Source organism: Pseudomonas gozinkensis (assembly GCF_014863585.1).
GTDB lineage: Bacteria > Pseudomonadota > Gammaproteobacteria > Pseudomonadales > Pseudomonadaceae > Aquipseudomonas > Aquipseudomonas gozinkensis.
On sequence record NZ_CP062253.1, the window covers coordinates 4,267,666 to 4,286,497 of the forward strand.

Annotated in this window: 20 protein-coding genes and 1 pseudogene; 7 read left to right on the forward strand and 14 right to left on the reverse strand. The window is 57.8% G+C overall.

Annotated elements, in window-relative coordinates; genetic code table 11:
* Nucleotides 1-864: a LysR family transcriptional regulator gene (locus IHQ43_RS18940; protein WP_192561687.1), complete on the reverse strand. Its 864-nt coding sequence runs from the start codon at nt 862-864 to the stop codon at nt 1-3.
* A gap of 102 nt (nt 865-966) precedes the next feature.
* On the opposite strand from IHQ43_RS18940, the gene IHQ43_RS18945 reads away from it, so the two are divergent.
* Entirely contained in the window at nt 967-1,860 is an 894-nt protein-coding gene (locus IHQ43_RS18945; protein ID WP_192561688.1) for a DMT family transporter, read from the forward strand.
* Between the two features lie 189 nt (nt 1,861-2,049).
* Here the strand turns inward: IHQ43_RS18945 and IHQ43_RS18950 are convergent, their stop codons facing one another.
* Nucleotides 2,050-2,763, reverse strand: coding sequence for a FadR/GntR family transcriptional regulator (locus IHQ43_RS18950; protein WP_192561689.1), 714 nt, complete (start codon nt 2,761-2,763; stop codon nt 2,050-2,052).
* A 363-nt stretch (nt 2,764-3,126) separates the two neighbouring features.
* Here IHQ43_RS18950 and IHQ43_RS18955 point away from each other — a divergent pair, with 363 nt between their 5' ends.
* Both IHQ43_RS18955 and gudD read left to right on the forward strand, forming a co-directional pair.
* Complete coding sequence (locus IHQ43_RS18955) at nt 3,127-4,473, forward strand: MFS transporter (RefSeq protein WP_192561690.1); 1,347 nt, start codon at nt 3,127-3,129, stop codon at nt 4,471-4,473.
* Between the two features lie 24 nt (nt 4,474-4,497).
* The gene (gene gudD / locus IHQ43_RS18960; protein ID WP_192561691.1) at nt 4,498-5,841 is read left to right on the forward strand and encodes a glucarate dehydratase; all 1,344 of its coding nucleotides are present in this window, start codon (nt 4,498-4,500) and stop codon (nt 5,839-5,841) included.
* A 117-nt stretch (nt 5,842-5,958) separates the two neighbouring features.
* On the opposite strand, the gene IHQ43_RS18965 is transcribed toward gudD, so the two are convergent.
* The gene (locus tag IHQ43_RS18965) at nt 5,959-6,834 is read right to left on the reverse strand and encodes a LysR family transcriptional regulator (protein WP_192561692.1); all 876 of its coding nucleotides are present in this window, start codon (nt 6,832-6,834) and stop codon (nt 5,959-5,961) included.
* Nucleotides 6,835-6,993: 159 nt separating this feature from the next.
* Here IHQ43_RS18965 and ampC point away from each other — a divergent pair, with 159 nt between their 5' ends.
* Nucleotides 6,994-8,160 (forward strand): class C beta-lactamase, encoded by a 1,167-nt coding sequence (ampC, locus tag IHQ43_RS18970; protein WP_192561693.1) that lies wholly within the window; start codon nt 6,994-6,996, stop codon nt 8,158-8,160.
* Nucleotides 8,161-8,221: 61 nt separating this feature from the next.
* On the opposite strand, the gene IHQ43_RS18975 is transcribed toward ampC, so the two are convergent.
* Nucleotides 8,222-8,494, reverse strand: a complete 273-nt coding sequence (locus IHQ43_RS18975; protein WP_098968500.1) for a hypothetical protein — start codon at nt 8,492-8,494, stop codon at nt 8,222-8,224.
* A 541-nt stretch (nt 8,495-9,035) separates the two neighbouring features.
* Here IHQ43_RS18975 and IHQ43_RS18980 point away from each other — a divergent pair.
* Nucleotides 9,036-10,184 carry an AAA family ATPase gene (locus IHQ43_RS18980; protein WP_192561694.1) on the forward strand — a complete coding sequence of 383 codons (1,149 nt, stop codon included), beginning with the start codon at nt 9,036-9,038 and terminating at the stop codon, nt 10,182-10,184.
* A gap of 171 nt (nt 10,185-10,355) precedes the next feature.
* Here IHQ43_RS18980 and IHQ43_RS18985 read toward each other — a convergent pair whose 3' ends face one another.
* Nucleotides 10,356-10,922 (reverse strand): DUF4174 domain-containing protein, encoded by a 567-nt coding sequence (locus tag IHQ43_RS18985; protein WP_192561695.1) that lies wholly within the window; start codon nt 10,920-10,922, stop codon nt 10,356-10,358.
* A gap of 210 nt (nt 10,923-11,132) precedes the next feature.
* Between IHQ43_RS18985 and IHQ43_RS18990 the strand changes: the two genes are divergently transcribed.
* The gene (locus tag IHQ43_RS18990; protein ID WP_192561696.1) at nt 11,133-11,609 is read left to right on the forward strand and encodes a GNAT family N-acetyltransferase; all 477 of its coding nucleotides are present in this window, start codon (nt 11,133-11,135) and stop codon (nt 11,607-11,609) included.
* Here the strand turns inward: IHQ43_RS18990 and IHQ43_RS18995 are convergent.
* From IHQ43_RS18995 to IHQ43_RS19005, 3 genes are all read right to left on the reverse strand, one after another.
* On the reverse strand, nt 11,591-12,376 hold the full coding sequence (locus IHQ43_RS18995; RefSeq protein WP_011335062.1) for a sulfite exporter TauE/SafE family protein: 786 nt from the start codon (nt 12,374-12,376) through the stop codon (nt 11,591-11,593). The two genes, IHQ43_RS18990 and IHQ43_RS18995, sit on opposite strands and share 19 nt — an antisense overlap.
* Before the next feature lie 105 nt (nt 12,377-12,481).
* On the reverse strand, nt 12,482-13,696 hold the full coding sequence (locus IHQ43_RS19000) for an MFS transporter (protein ID WP_192561697.1): 1,215 nt from the start codon (nt 13,694-13,696) through the stop codon (nt 12,482-12,484).
* An 81-nt stretch (nt 13,697-13,777) separates the two neighbouring features.
* Nucleotides 13,778-14,527, reverse strand: a complete 750-nt coding sequence (locus IHQ43_RS19005) for a hypothetical protein (RefSeq protein ID WP_192561698.1) — start codon at nt 14,525-14,527, stop codon at nt 13,778-13,780.
* Between the two features lie 247 nt (nt 14,528-14,774).
* On the opposite strand from IHQ43_RS19005, the gene IHQ43_RS19010 reads away from it, so the two are divergent.
* Nucleotides 14,775-15,923: an aldose epimerase family protein gene (locus IHQ43_RS19010; RefSeq protein ID WP_192561699.1), complete on the forward strand. Its 1,149-nt coding sequence runs from the start codon at nt 14,775-14,777 to the stop codon at nt 15,921-15,923.
* A gap of 161 nt (nt 15,924-16,084) precedes the next feature.
* Here IHQ43_RS19010 and IHQ43_RS19015 read toward each other — a convergent pair whose 3' ends face one another.
* The 6 genes and pseudogenes from IHQ43_RS19015 to IHQ43_RS19040 form a co-directional block, all read right to left on the reverse strand.
* Nucleotides 16,085-16,348 (reverse strand): PAAR domain-containing protein, encoded by a 264-nt coding sequence (locus IHQ43_RS19015; protein WP_192561700.1) that lies wholly within the window; start codon nt 16,346-16,348, stop codon nt 16,085-16,087.
* Between the two features lie 4 nt (nt 16,349-16,352).
* The gene (locus tag IHQ43_RS19020; RefSeq protein WP_192561701.1) at nt 16,353-16,832 is read right to left on the reverse strand and encodes a hypothetical protein; all 480 of its coding nucleotides are present in this window, start codon (nt 16,830-16,832) and stop codon (nt 16,353-16,355) included.
* A 140-nt stretch (nt 16,833-16,972) separates the two neighbouring features.
* Nucleotides 16,973-17,590, reverse strand: coding sequence for a hypothetical protein (locus tag IHQ43_RS19025; RefSeq protein WP_192561702.1), 618 nt, complete (start codon nt 17,588-17,590; stop codon nt 16,973-16,975).
* Nucleotides 17,591-17,732: 142 nt separating this feature from the next.
* Complete coding sequence (locus IHQ43_RS19030) at nt 17,733-18,134, reverse strand: hypothetical protein (protein WP_244142218.1); 402 nt, start codon at nt 18,132-18,134, stop codon at nt 17,733-17,735.
* Between the two features lie 148 nt (nt 18,135-18,282).
* Nucleotides 18,283-18,408 (reverse strand): annotated as a pseudogene (locus IHQ43_RS19035) (PAAR domain-containing protein); the annotation flags it as partial.
* 67 nt (nt 18,409-18,475) lie between these two features.
* A complete protein-coding gene (locus IHQ43_RS19040) occupies nt 18,476-18,808 on the reverse strand; it encodes a hypothetical protein (RefSeq protein WP_192561704.1) in 333 nt (110 codons plus the stop codon).
* Nucleotides 18,809-18,832: the final 24 nt, after the last annotated feature.

Genomic DNA, 18,832 nt, shown 5'->3' on the forward strand with positions numbered 1-18,832 from the left:
TCAGACAAATTCCTCGCGCAACATCGCCACAAATGCCTCACGCGCCGGGTGCACCCCGGCGTTTTCATGCCAGTAGAACAAGTTGTCGACGGCCGTCAGTTCGGGAAATTCGTAACCCGCACACCCCGCGCCTTTGGCGTACTGTTCGAACACCCCCTTGGGCACCAGCGCCACGCCAGCCCCGGCACTCACACAACCGACAATCGCCCCGTAACTGGCCAGGCTGACAATCGGCAGCGCCAGACCTTGACGCAACAACCAGTGCTCCAGCGCGGCGCGATACGGACAACCCTGCGGCCACATGAACACGGTTTTGTCCTGCAAATCAGCGATGCCCTGTACCGGCCCGAACGAAGTCGAAGCGATCAACAGCAACTCCTCGCGGTACATCGGCGTGCGCTTGAGCTGTGCGCGCTCGACGTCCACCGCAACGATCGCACCATCGAGACGATGGCTGACGGTATCGTCGAGCAGTTGGCCCCAGGTGCCGGTGGTCAACTCCAGCGCCACGTTCGGATAGCGCTTGTGAAATTTCGCCAGCAGGCGTGGCAGACGCCCGGTGGCCGAAGACTCAATGGCGCCGATGCGCAGCGGCCCGGACGGCTCGGCGGCAGGATCGACCGCGCGTTTGGCTTCGGCTGTCAGCGCCAGAATCTTCTCCGCGTAAGCCAGAAAGGTCTGCCCGGCAGGGCTGATCCGTAGCCCCCGCCCTTCGCGCAGAAACAGCGCCACACCCAGTTCCGCTTCCAGGGATTTGATCCGCGCGGTGATATTCGACGGCACACAAAACAGCTTTTCAGCCGCTTTGGCGATGCTGCCGAGCTCGGCCACGGTCTTGAACATGCGGATCTGCGCCAGCTCCATAATTCATCACTCTGAGTGAACGGTTTACGCAGTATAAGTCAGTTGTGGCGAATGATTTGCCACCCGGATACTCGGTGCATCAATCACCTTGGTGCCTCGCTCATGCCTTCCACTTCAGCTTTGAAAATCCTTTTGGCCATGGCCTTCGTGGTCGGTTGCTGGGCTTATTCGCCGACCGGTATCCACATCGGCCTGCAAGCCTACGAGCCCGGTCATCTGGCGCTGCTGCGGTTTCTACTGGCGTCGTTGTTGATGGCGGTGATTGCAGGCTTCAAGGGTATTCACCTGCCGCGTCTGCAGGATTTGCCGTTGTTGTTTGCGTTGGGCTTTTTTGCCGTCAGCCTGCATCACGTGGTGCTGAACATCGGCCAGCAAAGCGTCAGCGCCGGCGCGTCGAGTGTGCTGGCGCAATCGACGCCGCTGTTCAGCACGCTGCTGGCGCGGTTTGTGTTCAAGGATCGGGTCAGCGTCTGGCGCTGGGGTTGTGTGTTACTGGGGTTCGTCGGCGTGGTGATTGTGGTCAGCGGCAATCGCGGCCTCGGCAGCATCGACGTCCATGGTTTGTTGATATTGCTGGCCGCTGTGTCGTGGAGCGTTTACTTCGCCCTGCAAAAACACCACGCCCGGCGCTACGACGGGCTCACGCTGGTTTGCTACACGGTGTGGTCCGGCACGCTGTTGCTGTTGATCTACTTGCCGGGGCTGGCCGACAGCGTGGCCAGTGCGCCGCTGCGGGTGCAATGGGCGGTGCTCGGTCTTGGCGTGTTTCCCAGCGCCCTCGCCTATCTGGCGTGGGCATTCGTGCTCAAGCATGTGGACCTGAGCCGGGCGACGATGACGCTGTACCTGACCCCGCCGACCGCGATGGGGATTGCTTCGGTGAGCCTGGGCGAGCGAGCGACGCTGTTGGTGCTGGCGGGTTCGACGGTGGTGTTGATCAGTGTGCTGGCATTGAATCTGGAACGGCCGGTGGTGATCCGGGCAACTCAAACCTGATCCTGAATTATTTCGAAGCAGACGCCGCCTTCGTCGGATCGCCGCCCGGAGCAAGCCCGCTCCCACAGGGATTGGTGTCGGACGCGGGATCTGGGGCTGACACAAAACTATGGGAACTGGCTTGCCAGCGATAGCGATACGGGCGGGGATCCGACGATGAGGCCGGCCTGCCAACAGCTTTCATTCAAATCAACCCTGAGCCGAAAACCGGTCGCGACTGTTGGTCAGGTGCAGCCACATCGCCGCACGCGCCGCGTCCGGATCCTGACGCTTGATCGCGTTGAGAATCGCCTCATGCTCAAGATTCGCCAGTTGCCCGAGCTTGCTCAAATCCACCGCCCCGCGCTCGGCGGCGTTGACACGGGTACGCGGAATCATCGCGCTGCCAAGGTGCTGCATGATCTCGGTGAAGCAGACATTGCCGGTGGCTTCGGCAATCAGCAGGTGGAAGCGCCGGTCGGCTTCGACGCAACTGTCGTTGTTGGCCAATAGACGCTGATAGTCGTCCAGCGCCTGACGCATCTGCACCAGTTGCTGTTCGGTGCGGCGCTGCGCGGCCAGTGCCGCCGCCTGCGTCTCCAGGCCCATGCGCAATTCGAGAATACTGCGCACGCCCAACGCGGTGTCGACATTCAGCCGCAGGCCCTGCTCCGGTGCGCGTTCGATCACGAACGTGCCGATACCGTGCCGCGTCTCCACCAATCCCGACGCCTGCAATTTGGAAATCGCCTCACGCACCACGGTACGACTGACGCCGTGCTCCTGAACGATCGAGTTTTCCGAGGGCAACTTGTCACCGGGCAACATCTGGCCGAGCAGGATGCTCTGGGTGAGTTTTTCCACCAGATCATGGGCCAGGTTGTGTGCGCGTTTAGGGGCGGGGGCGTCGAGATCTTGTTGCATGGTCGGTTCCTTTGATCGGGGCAAACCGATCGTAGCACTGCGGGCAATGACTTGTATGAGCTCCTATGATTTCGGCCCCCAACTTGTATGACAACTCTCGATATTAGCTAGAAAACCTTCCACTTCGCCGAGCAATCTCCCCACGATCACCGGAACAGGATGCTCTGCCACGCCTGATACACCCCCTACAAGATCCAATAAAAACGGCACATGAAACCTAAAAAAGCATAAGAACTGCTCCCCGTAGACAAATTTGATTGAGCCCTGCCGCTTGTAGGACAAAAAAACCTAGTTGTATGATGTCTATCAACAACGCAACACCAGACACACCCCGCATAAAAATAACGAGTGGGAGAAAACCAAGTGAAATCATCCATTGCCGGGATGAACGAGGGCGCCGATTCCGTGCTGTCCTCGGCCATTGCCAAAGTCAAACGCCACGTCCTGCCGCTTTTCGTGATCATGTTCATCGTCAATTACATTGACCGGGTGAACATCGGCTTCGTCCGCACCCACATGGAACATGACCTCGGCATCGGTGCCGCGGCCTACGGTTTCGGTGCCGGGCTGTTCTTCATCGGTTACGCGCTGTTCGAGGTCCCTTCCAACATGCTGCTGCAAAAGGTCGGCGCGCGAATCTGGCTGACCCGCATCATGCTCACCTGGGGCCTGGTGGCCGCCGGCATGGCGTTCATCCAGAACGAAACCCACTTCTACATCCTGCGTTTTCTGCTCGGCGTGGCCGAGGCCGGGTTCTTTCCCGGGGTGATCTACTACTTCACCCGCTGGTTGCCGGGGGCCGAGCGCGGCAAGGCGATTGCGATCTTCCTCAGCGGTTCGGCCGTGGCCTCGCTGATTTCCGGTCCGTTGTCCGGCCTGTTGCTGCAGATCGAAGGTCTGGGTCTGCACGGCTGGCAGTGGATGTATTTCATCGAGGGGATGTTCTCGGTTGGCCTGTGCGTATTCGTCTGGTTCTGGCTCGACGCCAAACCCCACGACGCCAAGTGGCTGACCCGCGCCGAGCAGGATGCGCTGGTCAAAGCCATCGACGATGAACAACAGGCCCGTGAAGCCGCGACCCCGATCCGGCCGTCGCTGGGCAAACTGCTCAAGGATCGCCAGATCATCCTGTTCTGCCTGATCTACTTCTTCATTCAATTGACCATCTACGCCGCGACGTTCTGGCTGCCGAGCATCATCAAGAAAATGGGCGAGATGAGCGACTTCCAGGTCGGCCTGTTCAACTCGATTCCGTGGCTGCTGTCGATCATCGGCATGTACGCGTTCGCCTCGTTCTCGGCGAAGTGGAAACACCAGCAGGCGTGGGTCGCCACGGCGTTGTTGATCGCCGCCGCGGGGATGTTCATGTCCACCACCGGCGGGCCGATCTTCGCTTTCGTCGCGATCTGCTTTGCCGCACTGGGTTTCAAATCCGCGTCATCGCTGTTCTGGCCGATACCGCAGGCTTATCTCGATGCGCGGATCGCCGCCGCCGTGATCGCGCTGATCAACTCGGTGGGCAACCTCGGCGGATTCGTCGCCCCCACCACGTTCGGCCTGCTGGAACAACACACCGGCTCGATCCAGGGCGGCCTCTATGGTCTGGCCGCGACCTCGATCATCGCCGCAATCATCGTGTTCGCCGCCCGCATGACACCCAAATCCGCACCTGACGTCGCCGTGGCCGATGCCGCGCCGAAACACGCCTGAATCCGCTTGAAAGGACAACAAGACATGACCGCACACGACATCGCCAAAGCCCCGATCATCACCGAGATGCAAGTCATCCCGGTGGCCGGCCACGACGGCATGCTGCTCAACCTGAGCGGCGCCCACGGGCCGTTTTTCACCCGCAACATCGTCATCCTCAAGGACAACGCCGGCCACACTGGCGTCGGTGAAGTGCCCGGCGGCGAACGCATCCGCCAGACCCTTGAAGACGCGCGCAGCCTGGTGGTCGGCAGCCCGATCGGCACGTATCAGAAGATCCTCAACCAGGTGCGCCAGACCTTCGCCGACCGTGACGCCGGCGGCCGTGGGCTACAGACCTTCGACCTGCGCATCACCATTCACGCGGTCACTGGCCTCGAAGCCGCCCTGCTCGACCTGCTCGGCCAGCACCTCGACGTGCCGGTAGCCGCGTTGCTCGGCGAAGGCCAACAGCGCGATGAAGTGAAGATGCTCGGTTATCTGTTCTACGTGGGCGATCGCCAGGAAACCGACCTCGCCTACCGCAGCGAACCGGATGCCGACAATGACTGGTTCCGCGTGCGTCACGAAAAAGCCATGACCGCCGACGCCGTGGTGCGTCTGGCCGAGGCTGCCCACGCGCGCTATGGCTTCAAGGACTTCAAGCTCAAGGGCGGCGTCCTCAGCGGCGATGCCGAAATCGAAGCGGTGACCGCACTGGCCGAACGCTTCCCTGACGCGCGCATTACCCTCGATCCGAACGGCGCGTGGTCACTCAAAGAAGCGATCCGTTTGTGCCGCGACCAGCATCAGGTGCTGGCCTACGCCGAAGACCCGTGCGGTGCGGAAAACGGTTACTCGGGCCGCGAAGTGATGGCCGAATTCCGCCGCGCCACCGGCCTGAAAACCGCCACCAACATGATCGCCACCGACTGGCGCGAAATGGGTCACGCAATCCAGTTGCAGTCGGTGGACATCCCGTTGGCCGATCCGCATTTCTGGACCATGCAGGGCTCGGTGCGGGTGGCGCAGATGTGCCATGAATGGGGCCTGACCTGGGGCTCGCACTCCAACAACCACTTCGACATTTCCCTGGCGATGTTCACCCACGTCGCGGCCGCTGCACCGGGCGACATCACCGCCATCGACACCCACTGGATCTGGCAGGACGGCCAGCGCCTGACCAAGGCGCCGCTGCAAATCGTCGACGGCTGCGTGCAGGTGCCGAAGAAGCCGGGACTGGGGGTGGAGCTGGACATGGACCAGGTGGCCAAGGCCCATGAAATCTATAAAGGCATGGGCCTGGGCGCGCGGGATGACAGCGTGGCGATGCAGTTTCTGATTCCGGGCTGGACGTTCGATAACAAGAAGCCGTGCCTGGTGCGCTGACCCGTATTCAACGCAATTCCCTGTGGGAGCGAGCTTGCTCGCGATGGCAGAGTGTCAGTCGATTACTTTTCGAAATTGAGGCCGTCTTCGCGAGCAAGCTCGCTCCCACAAGGACTTTCACCAGCCTGAAATTTCCAGCAACCAGTGTTTGAACGCCGCCATCGCCGACGTCTCCGGCCGTGACTGCAACCGCGTCAGCCAATAGCTGCCGGTGGTGATTTCGATGGCAAAGGGTTGGCGGATCAGGTCCGCCGCCAGTTGCCGGGCAAACATCAACGGCGGCGCCAGTGCCACCCCGCCACCCTGCATTGCCGCTTCCATCATCGCCAGCGACGAGTCGAACACGATGCTCTGGGGCGGCGCGGCATGGGTCGCCAGACCGGCTGCGTGAAACCACTCCGGCCACTCATCGGTGCGGTAGGAACGCAGCAAACGCTGCTGCAAAAGATCCCCCGGCGTGTGCAACTGTCGGGCGATTTCAGGCACACAGAGCACCGACAATGGCGCCTCCAGCAAACGGGTCGCCTCGATACCGTGCCACGCGCCGGCGCCAAACCGGATCGCGTAATCCAGCCCTTCGGCGGCGACGTCCACCCGATTGTTGTTGGTCGACAGCCGCAAATCTATGAGCGGATGTTTCGCCTGAAAGTCCTCCAGCCTCGGCAACAACCAGCCCACCGCGAAGGTGCCCACCGCGCCGACCGTGAGCATTTCCCGATATTGCCCGCCTGCCAGACGCTCGAGCATCTGCGCGATATGATCGAACGACGTGGTCAGCACCGGCAGCAGGGTTTCGCCCTCGCCGGTCAGCATCAGCCCACGGGGCAGGCGTTTGAACAGGATCACGCCGAGTTGCGCCTCCAGGCTTTTGACCTGATGGCTGACTGCGGCCTGGGTCACGCACAACTCCACGGCGGCGCGGGTGAAACTCAGGTGGCGCGCAGAAGCTTCAAAAGCGCGTAATGCATTCAACGGCAATTGAGGTCGAATCATGCCAGGTCCCAAATTTTTCTAATGGCTCGTCCGAGTTTTCATCGTTTGTCGAATGACGCCGGACTGCCTAGATTTGCGGCGCTGATCAGCAACCCGATGAAAAAACGCTCGCAGTGTAGCGGGATAACACCATCAACACTCATGGAGAGTGGTTCAAGCATGTCTTCGATCAACCTGAACAAACTCAAGCCCTTCAGCGCTGTCGGACTTTTCTTCAGCGCCGCCACCTGCCTGGCCGCCCCGCAAACCGACGATCAGTTGCAGGCGCTGGTCGAGGCCACCGTGACCCCGGTCATGCAGCAACAGGATATCGCTGGGCTGGCGGTGGCCGTGACCGTCGATGGCAAGGCACATTACTTTAACTACGGTGTCGCCGACAAAAGCAGCGGGCAAGCGGTGAGTGAAAATACCCTGTTCGAAATCGGCTCGGTGAGCAAAACCTTCACCGCAACCCTCGCCGCCTACGCCCAGGCCAGCGGTAAACTGGAATTCTCCGACAAGGCCAGCCAGCACTGGCCTGAACTGAAAGGCAGCGCCTTCGACCACATCAGCCTGCTGCAACTGGGCACCTACAGCGCCGGCGGCCTGCCGCTTCAGTTCCCGGATGCAGCGGATTCTTCCGACAAGATGCTCGGCTATTACCAACAGTGGAAACCGACCTTTCCGGCCGGCAGCCATCGCCTGTATTCCAACCCGAGCATCGGCCTGTTCGGCTACCTGGCCGCAAAAAGCCTCGGCCAACCGTTCAATCCGGTCATGACTGAAACCCTGCTTCCGAAACTCGGACTCAAGCACACCTTCCTTTCAGTGCCGGCGTCTGAAGAGAAGCTCTACGCCCAGGGCTATGACAAAAACAACAAACCCGTTCGCGTCAGCCCCGGCGCCCTCGATTCCGAAGCCTACGGCGTGAAAACCAGCGCCGCCGACCTGCTGCAATACGTCCAGGCCAACCTCGACACCGCCAAACTCGAAGCACCGCTGCAAAAAGCCGTCGCCCTCACCCACACCGGTTACTACACCGTCGGCGACATGACCCAGGGCCTGGGCTGGGAACGCTACACCTACCCGATCAGCCTCGAACGCCTGCTGGACGGCAACTCGACGCCAATGGCCATGGAAGCGCACAAGGTCAAATGGCTCAACCCGCCACAGCCTGAACCGGCGAACGTGCTGCTCAACAAGACCGGCTCCACCGGTGGCTACGGCGCGTACGTCGCGTTCGTGCCGTCGAAGAAAGTCGGGATCGTGATTCTGGCGAACCGTAATTACCCGAATGCTGAGCGGGTGAAGATTGCGCACAGGATTCTGGGTGAGTTGACCCGGTAATCACGCCATAAAAAACGGGCGACCCGAGAAGGTCGCCCGTTTTTGTTTGGGGGTTTGAAAACTACGCCTGTAGCTTCCAGCCCAGTACATCCATCAGGTCGCAGCTGTCACGTAGAGGGATTGCCAGCACCCGGGCGAAGTCCTGCAACAGTAATGAGTCATGACCGATGCCGTCGCTGAGGGAAAGGGTTTCCAGCAGCTGAGTCACGCTTCGTAATCGGTAGGCAGCTGTACCGTGGAGTACGTCTACCGGAGCTTCGCGGTCGATCAGGAGGCAGGGAATCTGGCAGTCGATGCCGGTAATAGGGATGTAGCGGGGTTTGGGATTAGCGATTTGTTCGCGGGAATCTGGGTTGGTGGGAGTTTCGGCTGCGTTCGAATCAAATTCTTTCATGTGTGAATATCTCGTGCAGTTGGAGAAAAAACTGCCGAGCTCCCTTCCACGAGAGGGTGGCAGCTTTGCGCAGGTGTGGAAGTCCGGGATCCCAAAAAACCCGGTGCACTCGAGAGTGCTCCTGCGCATAGCTGCCATAAGCAAACAATGTTGGTATAAAGGCGCCAACAAGTGTTTACAGGCGCACATGCGCATTCAGGATTCACCGGACTTCCACATCCGACCGCTGATTTTGCAGCGGCCCGATGAGGTTATCGGCGTACGACTCAAGCCACCAGTTCACCAACGCCGCCGCGTTTTGAAGGAAACGTCCGACGGATTTGAAGGGTGTTGCCGCGTAAATTTCCGGGCACATTCAGCAATGATTTTCAAAGGTGACCGGCTGAAAGAGATGCATCTAAACTGCACCGCATTGCCGGGTTATCGCGGATGAAATGACGTTCGCCAAACACCTGACCGACTGAAACACAGAGGGGGATTAATGAAGATCGACAGCCTCAAACTCACGAATGTAGGTCGGTTCAATGACATCACCGTTCATTTGGCTCCTCTCTCCGGCCCCCATTCCAACATCACAGTTTTCGTGGGAATCAACGGCGCCGGTAAAACCACCCTGCTGAAAGCGCTCACCACCTGCCTGAGCTGGCTGATAGCAAGAATTCGCACCCGAAAAGGCAATGGCAGTCATATCGCAGAGGAAGACATTCGTAACGGGACCCCGGCTGCCATCGTCTCGATCGCGGTAGCAGAACCTGCACATCCGCGAGTCAATCCCGAGTCTGATCCCGATGAAGAAGACGATGTATTCGTATGGGGTATGTCACACAGCAAGCAGGGCGGGAAAACGGCTCTGAGCAGCTCCCTGGAAGACGTAAATCTGCTCGCCGATCACTATCGCGCCCTGATGACAGCCGATGACAACGCCTCACTCCCCCTGATCGCCTACTATCCGGTGGAGCGATCGGTTCTCGAAATCCCGCTGAAAATCAAAAGCGGACAAACCTTCGATCAACTGGCGGGCTACGACGAATCCCTGAAACACAGCACCGATTTTCGTGGCTTCTTTGAATGGTTTCGAGAGCGCGAAGACAGCGAAAACGAGTCCGGTATTTCCGATTCCGCATTGAACGAAATAGCTCAAAAATTTGGTCCTGAAAGCGAAGCCTGGAAGACGTTATCCGAGCTCAAAGCTTCGTCCCGTGACTCCCAACTGACGGCCGTCCGCTGCGCCATCGCGGCCTTCATGCCGGGCTTCACCAACCTGCGAATACAGCGACAACCTCGCCTGCACATGGCGATCGACAAGGACCGCGTCACTTTCAATGTCGCCCAATTGTCACAAGGCGAAAAATCGATGCTGGCACTGGTCGGCGACATCGCCCGCCGACTGGCCATGATGAACCCGTCACTGGACAATCCGCTCCACGGCGAAGGCATCGTCCTCATCGATGAAGTGGACCTTCATCTGCATCCGGAATGGCAGCTCAACCTTATCCAGCAATTGAACAAAACATTTCCAAACTGCCAATTCGTGCTGACAACCCAGTCTCCCTTGGTCGTTAGCGAAGCAAAAGATGCACTGGTTTACGTGCTGAATGACGACGAGCTCTACGAGCGCAATAGCCTTTGAAAACTCGATGTCAGTCAGATGCGGATCAGAACCAAAGAAACCGGCATCGCAGAACAGTGTTGGAATGTCATCCGTGACCACCTGCGGTCATCTTCAGATCAAAACACCGTGAGCAAAAAAAATGGCGAACGCTTGATAACGTTCGCCATTTTTATTCAGAGCCTGCCTCAATCAATCATCCGGCATTTCCGGCGGCTTGGCCGGTTTGGCTGGCTTCACCGGTTTTGTCCCTTTCGCACCCTTGGCCGGCGCCGGTTCTGCAGCGGCCGGGGCAGTGACCACGGTGGAGGTGGTTTCTTTCTCGGCGGCAGGCAGCGCATCAATGGTGTCGAAGATCTTCTTCAAATCGACCGCCGCCGCTTCATCCCCCGAAGCCGTCAGCTTGGTCTCTCCATCCTTGCCCACCAGGAAAACCTTCGGATACGCCCCGGCGCCCAGCTTCAGCGAGCGCAGCAGCGCCATGGTTTGCTGCTGCTCGAGGCTTTTGCCATCGACCTGACCGCTCATGCTCAGGATGGTGTAAACCTTGATCTTGCGGTCGGCGATGCCTTGTTTGTTGGCCGGATCGTCCAGCGCTTTTTTCAGGCTGACCCAATATGAATCGACCGTACTGGAAGCGATCACGATCACCGGGCGGTTGATGCCCTTGTCGACGTCCAGAGGGGAATCGCCGTCGGCGGCGAACAGGGGGCCGGCAATCGCCAGCAAGAGTGTCAGGGTCAGTGACCTGATGAGCATGCGCATCTCCTTTTGATATCCACGCTCTAATGATTGCGCATCGCGGCGATTGTTCCGGGGGGTGCCCGGCAAAAGTGTTTCGCCTTGCCCAAAGCTTAGGTCAGCACCGATTTTGCGCAACCGGTTGAGCGCGATCCTGTCGCGCATTTGATTACCTTTTATGACCGCATTAGGGTGGAGGTTCAGCCTGCGAAATGGAGTTCAACGCGCATGCACATCGACTACCTCTGCCATCACCCGCAACTGATCGAGGAACTGGCCGAACTCAACTTCAAGGAATGGGGCCAATACAGCCCCGAAGATACCCTCGCCAGCCGCACCGAACGCATGCGCGCCGCCTGCGGTAAAGGCGCGATCCCCAGCGTGGTGGTGGCGATCGAAGACGGAAAACTGCTCGGCGGTGCGCTGCTGATCGACAGCGACATGGACACGCGCCCGCAACTGACGCCGTGGCTGGCCGGCGTCTACGTGAAGGCCGAACAGCGTGGCCGTGGGATCGCCTCGCAACTGGTCAACCGCATCGTCGAGGAAGCCGCCGCACTGGGTGTGCCGCAGTTGTACCTGTACACCGATGCCGCGCAGTCACTGTATGCGCGGCTGGGTTGGGAGGTGCTGGAAGAAACGGAGTACGACGGTTTGCCGGTGACGGTGATGAAGCGGGCGCTCGATCAGAACGCCAGCTTGTAACCGATCAACACCAGCATCGTCGCCAGGCACGGGCGCAGCAGTTCATCGGAGACTCGACCGGTCAGGTGGCTGCCGAGCCAGATGCCCGGCAACGAACCGACCAGCAGAAAGCCCAGCACGCCCCAGTCCATGTTGCCCATGCTCGCGTGGCCGAGGCCGGCGACCAGGGTCAGAGGTACGGCGTGGGCGATTTCGGTGCCGACCAGGCGGCGGGTCGGCAGCAGCGGATAGAGGATGAACAATGCGACGGTGCCGAGGGCGCCGGCGCCGATGGAGGTCAGGGCGACCATGGTGCCGAGGATCAGACCGGTGATCACGGTCATGACATTCAGGCGCGCGCCGCTCGGGTTGTAGTTGCCGCCGGCGCGTTTGTGGGCGAATTCCAGCAGGCGTTTCTTGAACAGAATCGCCAGCGCCGTGGCGAACAGCACGAAGCCCAGCGCTTGCTTGATGATGGCGTTCATCGCGTCCGGCGCGGTGTGCAGGGTGCTGAGGAACCACAAGGTCATCGCCACCGCCGGGACACTGCCCAGGGTCAGCCAGCCGGTGATGGCCCAGTCGATGTTCTTGTTCTTCCTGTGGACCAGCACGCCGCTGGATTTGGTGATGGCCGCGTATAGCAGATCCGTGCCCACCGCCGTGGCCGGATTGATGCCGAACCACAGCAGGATCGGCGTCATCAACGAACCGCCGCCGACACCGGTCATGCCGACGATGAACCCCACGACCAGCCCGGCAATCACCAGGCCGAAATTTGCCAATTCCATTAAGACGTCCAGACAAACCACAGGAAAAATCCGGCCCGCAGCATAACCAGTTTTCTTATATCGACCTATATCGATCGGATCTATCGTTATGCAATTTTTTGTTTGTCAGTGCTGCCGTCGGCCCGGTTTGAAACTGTGGGTGCTGTTAAGCCAGACCGTGGCCAGTGCGATCAGCGACAGGATCAGCAACGCCCACGGAAACGACATCGCCCCTGCCCGATCCAGCAGCAATCCGCCGAACAATCCGCCGCCGGCAATCGCCACGTTCCAGGAAGTGGTGAGCATCGCCTGCACCACATCCACATGTTCTCCGGCGGAGTCCGCTGCGGCGGTGAGCAGCAACGTCGCCGAGCCGCCGAACGACAGGCCCCACACCGCCATGCAGGCATAAATCAGCCAGGGCGACGGCGCGACCAGTGCCAGCACCAGCGCAGTCACGGCAAACACCGCAAGGCTGATCAAGGCAAGCCCACGCAACCAGCGATCCACCAGCAGACCAATGATCCAGATCCCCAGCAGCGAACACAGACCGAAGACCAGCAGCACCAGATCGACCCGCTCGCCAAGACCGGCCTGCGTCAGAAACGGCGCGATGTAGGTGTAGAGAATGTTGTGTCCAAGCATCCAGGTCAGTACCACGAACAGCACCGGACGCACGCCAGGCAGACGCAGCGATTGCATCAGCGGCAATCGCTCGGCGCGGGCCTGACCCGGACGATCCGGCACCGCGATAACGATCCACGCCGCCAGCACCAGCGCCAGTGCCGACATGATCCCGAACGAGGCGCGCCAGCCGATCACATTGCCCAGCCAGGTGCCCGCCGGCGTACCCAGCGACAACGCCACCGGCGTGCCAAGCATGGCAATCGCCAGCGCCCGACCCTGCTGGTGCACCGGCACGATCCCCCGCGCGTAGCCAGCCATGATCCCCCACGACAGCCCCGCCGCCATCCCGGCCAGAAATCGCGACGCCAGGGTCAGTCCGTAATGGCTGGAAAACGTGGTGATGGTGTTGAACAGCAGAAACCCGCCGACCGTCATCAGCAGCACCCGCTTGCGCCCCCAGCCACGGGTGGCGACCGTCAGCGGAATCGCCGCGACAATCGAGCCCAGCGCATACAGCGTCACCAGTTGCCCGGCCAGCACTTCGCTGACGTTGAGGCCGGCGCCAATCTGCGGCAACAGGCCCGCTGGCAGGGTTTCGGTGAGGATGGCGATGAAGCCGGTCATGGCAAACGCCAGCAATGCGGCGTAAGGCAGTTTGTCCGTGCGGGTGGCACGTTCCAGGCTCGAGTATTCGGCGCTTGCGGGGTCGGTCATGACAGGTGCAGCTCCCTTTGAGTCAAATCGGACGACAGATTGTATACAAACCTTATCGATCGCCACTCTACCCGACTTGGCTCACTGCACTGGCAAAAAATTCAAGAACAGCAGGCTCTGGGCGTAATTCAGACCGATGCGCCGGTAGCGTTCGTCGAGCATCTGGGTCAGCAGATCCAGGCGCGCCACGACTTTGCCGAACTCCGTGGCAAAGCTCAGGTTGCTGCCCTCCTCGGAAATCTCGTTGGAAAACAGCAGCGGCTGGCCTTCCTTGTTCTGCCGCTGGGCGAGGATCCACGTGGCCTTCTCGATGTTGCGTGCAGCGTTGTTGACGAAGGTCGGATTGATCGCATCGGTCATGTAGAACTCGGTGCGGTTGCCGTGGGCGGTGACCAGCATGCTGCCGATCGCATAGATGAATGCGCCGACCCGGTCGCCGAGGAACTCCGGGCTCATGGCATAGCTCAGCGCCGCCAGGTCTTTTTTGCCGCCGAGGGTCGGCAAAGGCTGTTGCTGTTCGATGGCCAGCCGTACTTGTTTGACGGCAGTCTTGACGTCGAGGAACCCGGATTTGCGCAGCTCTTCAGGGTTGCGCAAATACAGCTTGCCCATCAGCCGATAGAGGCTGTCGAGGTTGTCGCGCATCGCCAGCGTGGCCATGCGGTCGACGCTGGTCTGGAGAAATTCCTGAGGCCTGCCCTCGCGCATCTGGGTGATGAAATTGTTGCCGTCCTGATGGCTGCAACCGCCGAGCAACAGCGTCGACAGACAGGCCAGCAGCAGGCACGGGCGATGAATGAATGCAGCGGTGTGGCGCAAAACTCTCGGCATGAATTCTTTGACGGACACGTTCCTGTGCGGCGGAAGTCACCGCACCCTGGCCATGGATAGAGCCGGGGATTTCGCAAAAGTGCAGTGCCGGCGTGGATTCCCGACCTTCGGCGCAATGGTGCCCAATCAATTTAGTCCGACTTTATTTTTGCATTAACCGTTTCATCCGCTATAAATTCTCACTCAACCATTAATTAGCATGACTATTTAGCGATTTTCAAAACAACAACAAAAAGGAAGGTCAACCATGCTTCAATCCCGACACTCACTCTGCGGCCTCGGACTGTCCCTGATGATCGCCACCCTCTCCGCCCAGGCCGCCGGCCTGTCCAGCGAACACAAAGCGTTCGGCAAAACCAATGACGGCACACCCGTCGAGCAATACATCCTGCGCAACAGCCACGGCATGCAGGCCACGGTCATCACCTACGGCGCTACCTTGCAGGCGCTGCAGGTGCCGGACAAACACGGCAAGCTCGACGACATCGTCCTCGGCTTCGACGATGTGCAGGGTTATCAAAAAGGCACCGCGTACTTCGGCGCGACCATCGGCCGCTTCGGCAATCGCCTGGCCGATGGCACCTTCGAACTCGACGGCAAACGCTATCAAGTGCCGCAGAACGACAAGACCAATGCCTTGCACGGCGGCACTCAGGGCTTCGACAAAAAGGTCTGGAAAGCGACGGAAACCAAAGACAAGGATTCGGTCGGCGTGACCCTGACCTACCTGTCGGCGGATGGCGAAATGGGTTTCCCCGGCAACCTCACCACCGAAGTGACCTACCGCCTCACCGACAGCAACGAGCTGCGCATCGACTACAAGGCCAGCACCGACAAACCGACGGTGCTCAACCTGACCAACCACAGCTACTTCAACCTCGCCGGCGCCGGCAATGGCGACATCCTCAAGCAAGTCGCCACCCTGCATGCCAGCCATTACACCCCGGTCACCGCCAAACTGATCCCGACCGGCGAACTGGCGCCCGTGGCCGGTACGCCGATGGACTTCACCAAACCGACCGCCATCGGTCAGCACATCAAGGCCGATCATCCGCAATTGAAATTCGCTGAAGAAAAACAAGGTGGCTTCGATTTCAACTGGGCGCTGGACACCAAGGGGGACGTCAGCAAACTCGCCGCCGAAGTCAGCGACCCACAATCCGGTCGCCACTTACAACTGTTCACCAACGAACCGGGCGTGCAGTTCTACACCAGCAACTTCCTCGACGGCACGGTCAAGGGCAAGGGTGGCAAGGTCTATCCGCACTGGGGCGCGTTTACCCTGGAGACCCAGCACTATCCGGACTCGCCGAACCAGCCGAACTTTCCGAGCACCCGGCTGGATCCGGGACAGACCTACAGCCAGAGCGTGGTGTTGAAGTTTTCTGCGAAGTAAAAGCAAAAGATCACAGCTTGTGGCAGCGCCTACAGAGGAAAATTAATCCTGATGGAGGGCTGTTGCAGGCTGCGATCTTTTTGCTTTTTGAATCCCTGGACTAGTTGCTGCCCACTCTGGATATCGACCGGGGCAAACAGGGGTAAAAGAAACTCAGAGACTCAGCTGATTACGGCGCCTTTCGGGCCACTGGCAATCAGCGCCGCCCCGCAGGCGGTTTTCATACCGTCCAGCACGATAGGCACGCCATCGACAGTGTAGGTGCTACTGCCCTCGGCAATCGGGAAAACCCCCTTGCACAATGGGCAACTGACCTTGTGACCGACTCCGGCAATCGGTTTGCCGTTGAGGTCGGTCCGGGAGAATGCTTCGAGGACCTTGCCACCGTGAGTGGTGGAGTCGCCGAGGCGGATTGCGTCTTTCATGTTGTCACTCCTTTGACCGGCTACTCGTCCTGTTGCCGATGATGCCATCAAGGGCTACTTTTTTGGCTAGCTGTTCAAACGCTGGACTGAAATCGCCAATCCTGTTGATCATCTCGAAAAACCACTGAAAAGACTCCTGCACGAAATCTTCATCGGAAACTCTGTCGGGATACATGACGCAAAATAAGCCTCTTACGACTGCATCCTCGTTATCTTCAATGTCGACATCGCGTCCTTTCGCTTCCAGAAAATCCCAGCATTTGACTCTGGCAGCATTTAACTCCTTTTCATTTTTGCCCCCCTCAAACCAGTATCTCTGCGCAGCTGCGAACGCGCGTTTGACAATAGGGGAAACTTCTTCGTCCTGAAGCACCATACCGACGCCCGCACACATAAACTTCATTATGTTCCGAGCCGCATCGGCTTCAGTCTTACCTTTATTCAACCGTTCTGAAAAATGAACAACTTTCTCATGACTAATCATAGTGGACTCCAAGAGTTGAGAGTACGGAGCCACAACTTTAAGGGCGCCAGTTTCATACAACGTAAAAGTGACGAAATAATCCACCCCCTCTTAATTTCTTCATGCCATCACTCCTTCTGGTTGGGAGCAGATGGCATTATTCATTGCATATTACTGCCGGCACAAATCTGTCGAACCAAGCGTTTGAAAGAATTTGAGCAAGCCTGTAATTTTGCTTCGTTTATCATCGAATCGGGAGAAAGGCACTCGTACGTTTCACACACTGATTTCCTTGCCATGTCACCAAAACGCTCATTATCAAAATCGCACTCAATAGTTGATATCATGTATGAGCTTTTTTTGGATCGCCGACCAAATCTCATTACAATCTTTCTATCAAAAATCAGCGCCCCTTCACTTTTATCTTCGGAGAAATAGAACGAAATCCGATTATCACCCGTCTGTCTCAACGCTGTAGCAAATGGTTGCTTTTTCAAAAGAGAAGTCAACCTCACCCCACATGCAACACCAAGGCCGCACCCTAATGCCTCACTCACGAAAAAGTATTGCTTAAATACTATCGATATTTTTTGACGCAAATAAGAAACGCTGTATTCCTTCTCGAAAAAATGAAAATCATCCAGATCTCCAACCAACTCAAAATCAGCATTTATAAATTCCGGCTCAGAGAAATCGTTCAATCCAAAAATATTTGGTTGAAGATTACCTGCTCCTTCTAAAAACAGCGCAATCAGCTTATAAAAATCAGCAACAATCATATATTCTCTTAGTTGCGCGCTACCTGATTCGTTCCTGCGGCATGGTGCCCACTCATACACAAAAATTACCATGCACAAAGGTGACAGATTCATATAATGGAAAAACTATACAAAAACAAATCCACCCCCATTACTCCATCAATCAAAATTGAGGAATATCAATGTGATTTTTGCGAAGAATTGAAGTTATTTTTTCTACGAATTTGGCCGGCAGCTCGCTTGGAGTTCCATAGACATCTACTATTCCGACTTCGACCGCGCTATCCACAATATGACAAAAATCGTCAATATCTTGAGATGGAATCGATTGCCTAAGTTCTTGAGGCATATCATCCCCCCTTCCGTTGAGCGGCAATAGCGCACCCCTTCTCTCCCACTCAGCCAAGTCACGGCCTTCAGGACGACTATTAAGGTGGGCTATCAACTCATCGACCGTCACGTGCTGAATAGACTTTGCTGCGCAATAAGCATTTAAAGATTTCGATGCATAGAGTTGCAAATCTATCGGAGAAAGTTTTAAAAGCCTGTTCGAAAACTCTGACATCAAGAATTTCCTCCGCACCCAGTGACAACATTAAAGTTAAACTTCTTTACTAGGGGGCTACAAACTGAACCAAGCGGCTTGTTAGTGCCATGCACATCACGGACGCCGTCCCCCCTAACTCAAAAAAATAAATCCGTGCCTATTACTCCAATGGGCAACTATCCTCCTGACCAAGCCCAGAAATCGGCTTTCTATTAAGATTAGTCTGGAAGAATGCTTCGAGTACCTTTCCACCGTGAGTGGTGGAGTCGCCCAAGCGAATGGCGTCTTTCATGTTGTCACTCCTTTGACCATGGCCTGTCTATTTGCACTGACGCACAATGCAGACCTTCAACCGCTCTTCAAACATTGCCCTTGATGCGAAATGCTTCCTTGAGCGGCACCTTTTTATCGTCATCACCATCCTCAAGACATCTATAGTCGCTGCCGCCCAACGCCGAGAGCATGGTTTGGTAAAGGCTCAATGACTTGAAATTGACCTGAAGCCACAGAACGCTCTCACTTTCATAGATCAATCGAGCGTCATAATCAGCGCTGCTGTTGAGCGACTGATCTTTCAGGTAGAGGTCACCAGGCTGTTGCACGCGAACGCATGCGCCGCCGCCCTCTACTTCCTTCATTACTTCGCTGGCTGAAGTGGCGTCGTTGAACACCAGCTTGCATTCATAACTCATTGCAAAAAACAAATCCGTCCCAAT

Excerpts from the sequence above, each read along its gene's own strand:
- IHQ43_RS19010 (WP_192561699.1), top strand. The coding sequence starts at position 14,775 with ATGCTTCAATCCCGACACTCACTCTGCGGCCTCGGACTGTCCCTGATG.
- IHQ43_RS18990 (WP_192561696.1), top strand. The coding sequence starts at position 11,133 with ATGCACATCGACTACCTCTGCCATCACCCGCAACTGATCGAGGAACTG.
- IHQ43_RS19005 (WP_192561698.1), bottom strand. The coding sequence starts at position 14,527 with ATGCCGAGAGTTTTGCGCCACACCGCTGCATTCATTCATCGCCCGTGC.
- IHQ43_RS18985 (WP_192561695.1), bottom strand. The coding sequence starts at position 10,922 with ATGCTCATCAGGTCACTGACCCTGACACTCTTGCTGGCGATTGCCGGC.
- IHQ43_RS19000 (WP_192561697.1), bottom strand. The coding sequence starts at position 13,696 with ATGACCGACCCCGCAAGCGCCGAATACTCGAGCCTGGAACGTGCCACC.
- IHQ43_RS19020 (WP_192561701.1), bottom strand. The coding sequence starts at position 16,832 with ATGATTAGTCATGAGAAAGTTGTTCATTTTTCAGAACGGTTGAATAAA.
- IHQ43_RS18965 (WP_192561692.1), bottom strand. The coding sequence starts at position 6,834 with ATGATTCGACCTCAATTGCCGTTGAATGCATTACGCGCTTTTGAAGCT.
- IHQ43_RS18950 (WP_192561689.1), bottom strand. The coding sequence starts at position 2,763 with ATGCAACAAGATCTCGACGCCCCCGCCCCTAAACGCGCACACAACCTG.
- IHQ43_RS18980 (WP_192561694.1), top strand. The coding sequence starts at position 9,036 with ATGAAGATCGACAGCCTCAAACTCACGAATGTAGGTCGGTTCAATGAC.
- IHQ43_RS19025 (WP_192561702.1), bottom strand. The coding sequence starts at position 17,590 with ATGATTGTTGCTGATTTTTATAAGCTGATTGCGCTGTTTTTAGAAGGA.
- IHQ43_RS18995 (WP_011335062.1), bottom strand. The coding sequence starts at position 12,376 with ATGGAATTGGCAAATTTCGGCCTGGTGATTGCCGGGCTGGTCGTGGGG.
- IHQ43_RS19015 (WP_192561700.1), bottom strand. The coding sequence starts at position 16,348 with ATGAAAGACGCAATCCGCCTCGGCGACTCCACCACTCACGGTGGCAAG.
- ampC (WP_192561693.1), top strand. The coding sequence starts at position 6,994 with ATGTCTTCGATCAACCTGAACAAACTCAAGCCCTTCAGCGCTGTCGGA.
- gudD (WP_192561691.1), top strand. The coding sequence starts at position 4,498 with ATGACCGCACACGACATCGCCAAAGCCCCGATCATCACCGAGATGCAA.
- IHQ43_RS19040 (WP_192561704.1), bottom strand. The coding sequence starts at position 18,808 with ATGAGTTATGAATGCAAGCTGGTGTTCAACGACGCCACTTCAGCCAGC.
- IHQ43_RS19030 (WP_244142218.1), bottom strand. The coding sequence starts at position 18,134 with ATGTCAGAGTTTTCGAACAGGCTTTTAAAACTTTCTCCGATAGATTTG.
- IHQ43_RS18945 (WP_192561688.1), top strand. The coding sequence starts at position 967 with ATGCCTTCCACTTCAGCTTTGAAAATCCTTTTGGCCATGGCCTTCGTG.
- IHQ43_RS18940 (WP_192561687.1), bottom strand. The coding sequence starts at position 864 with ATGGAGCTGGCGCAGATCCGCATGTTCAAGACCGTGGCCGAGCTCGGC.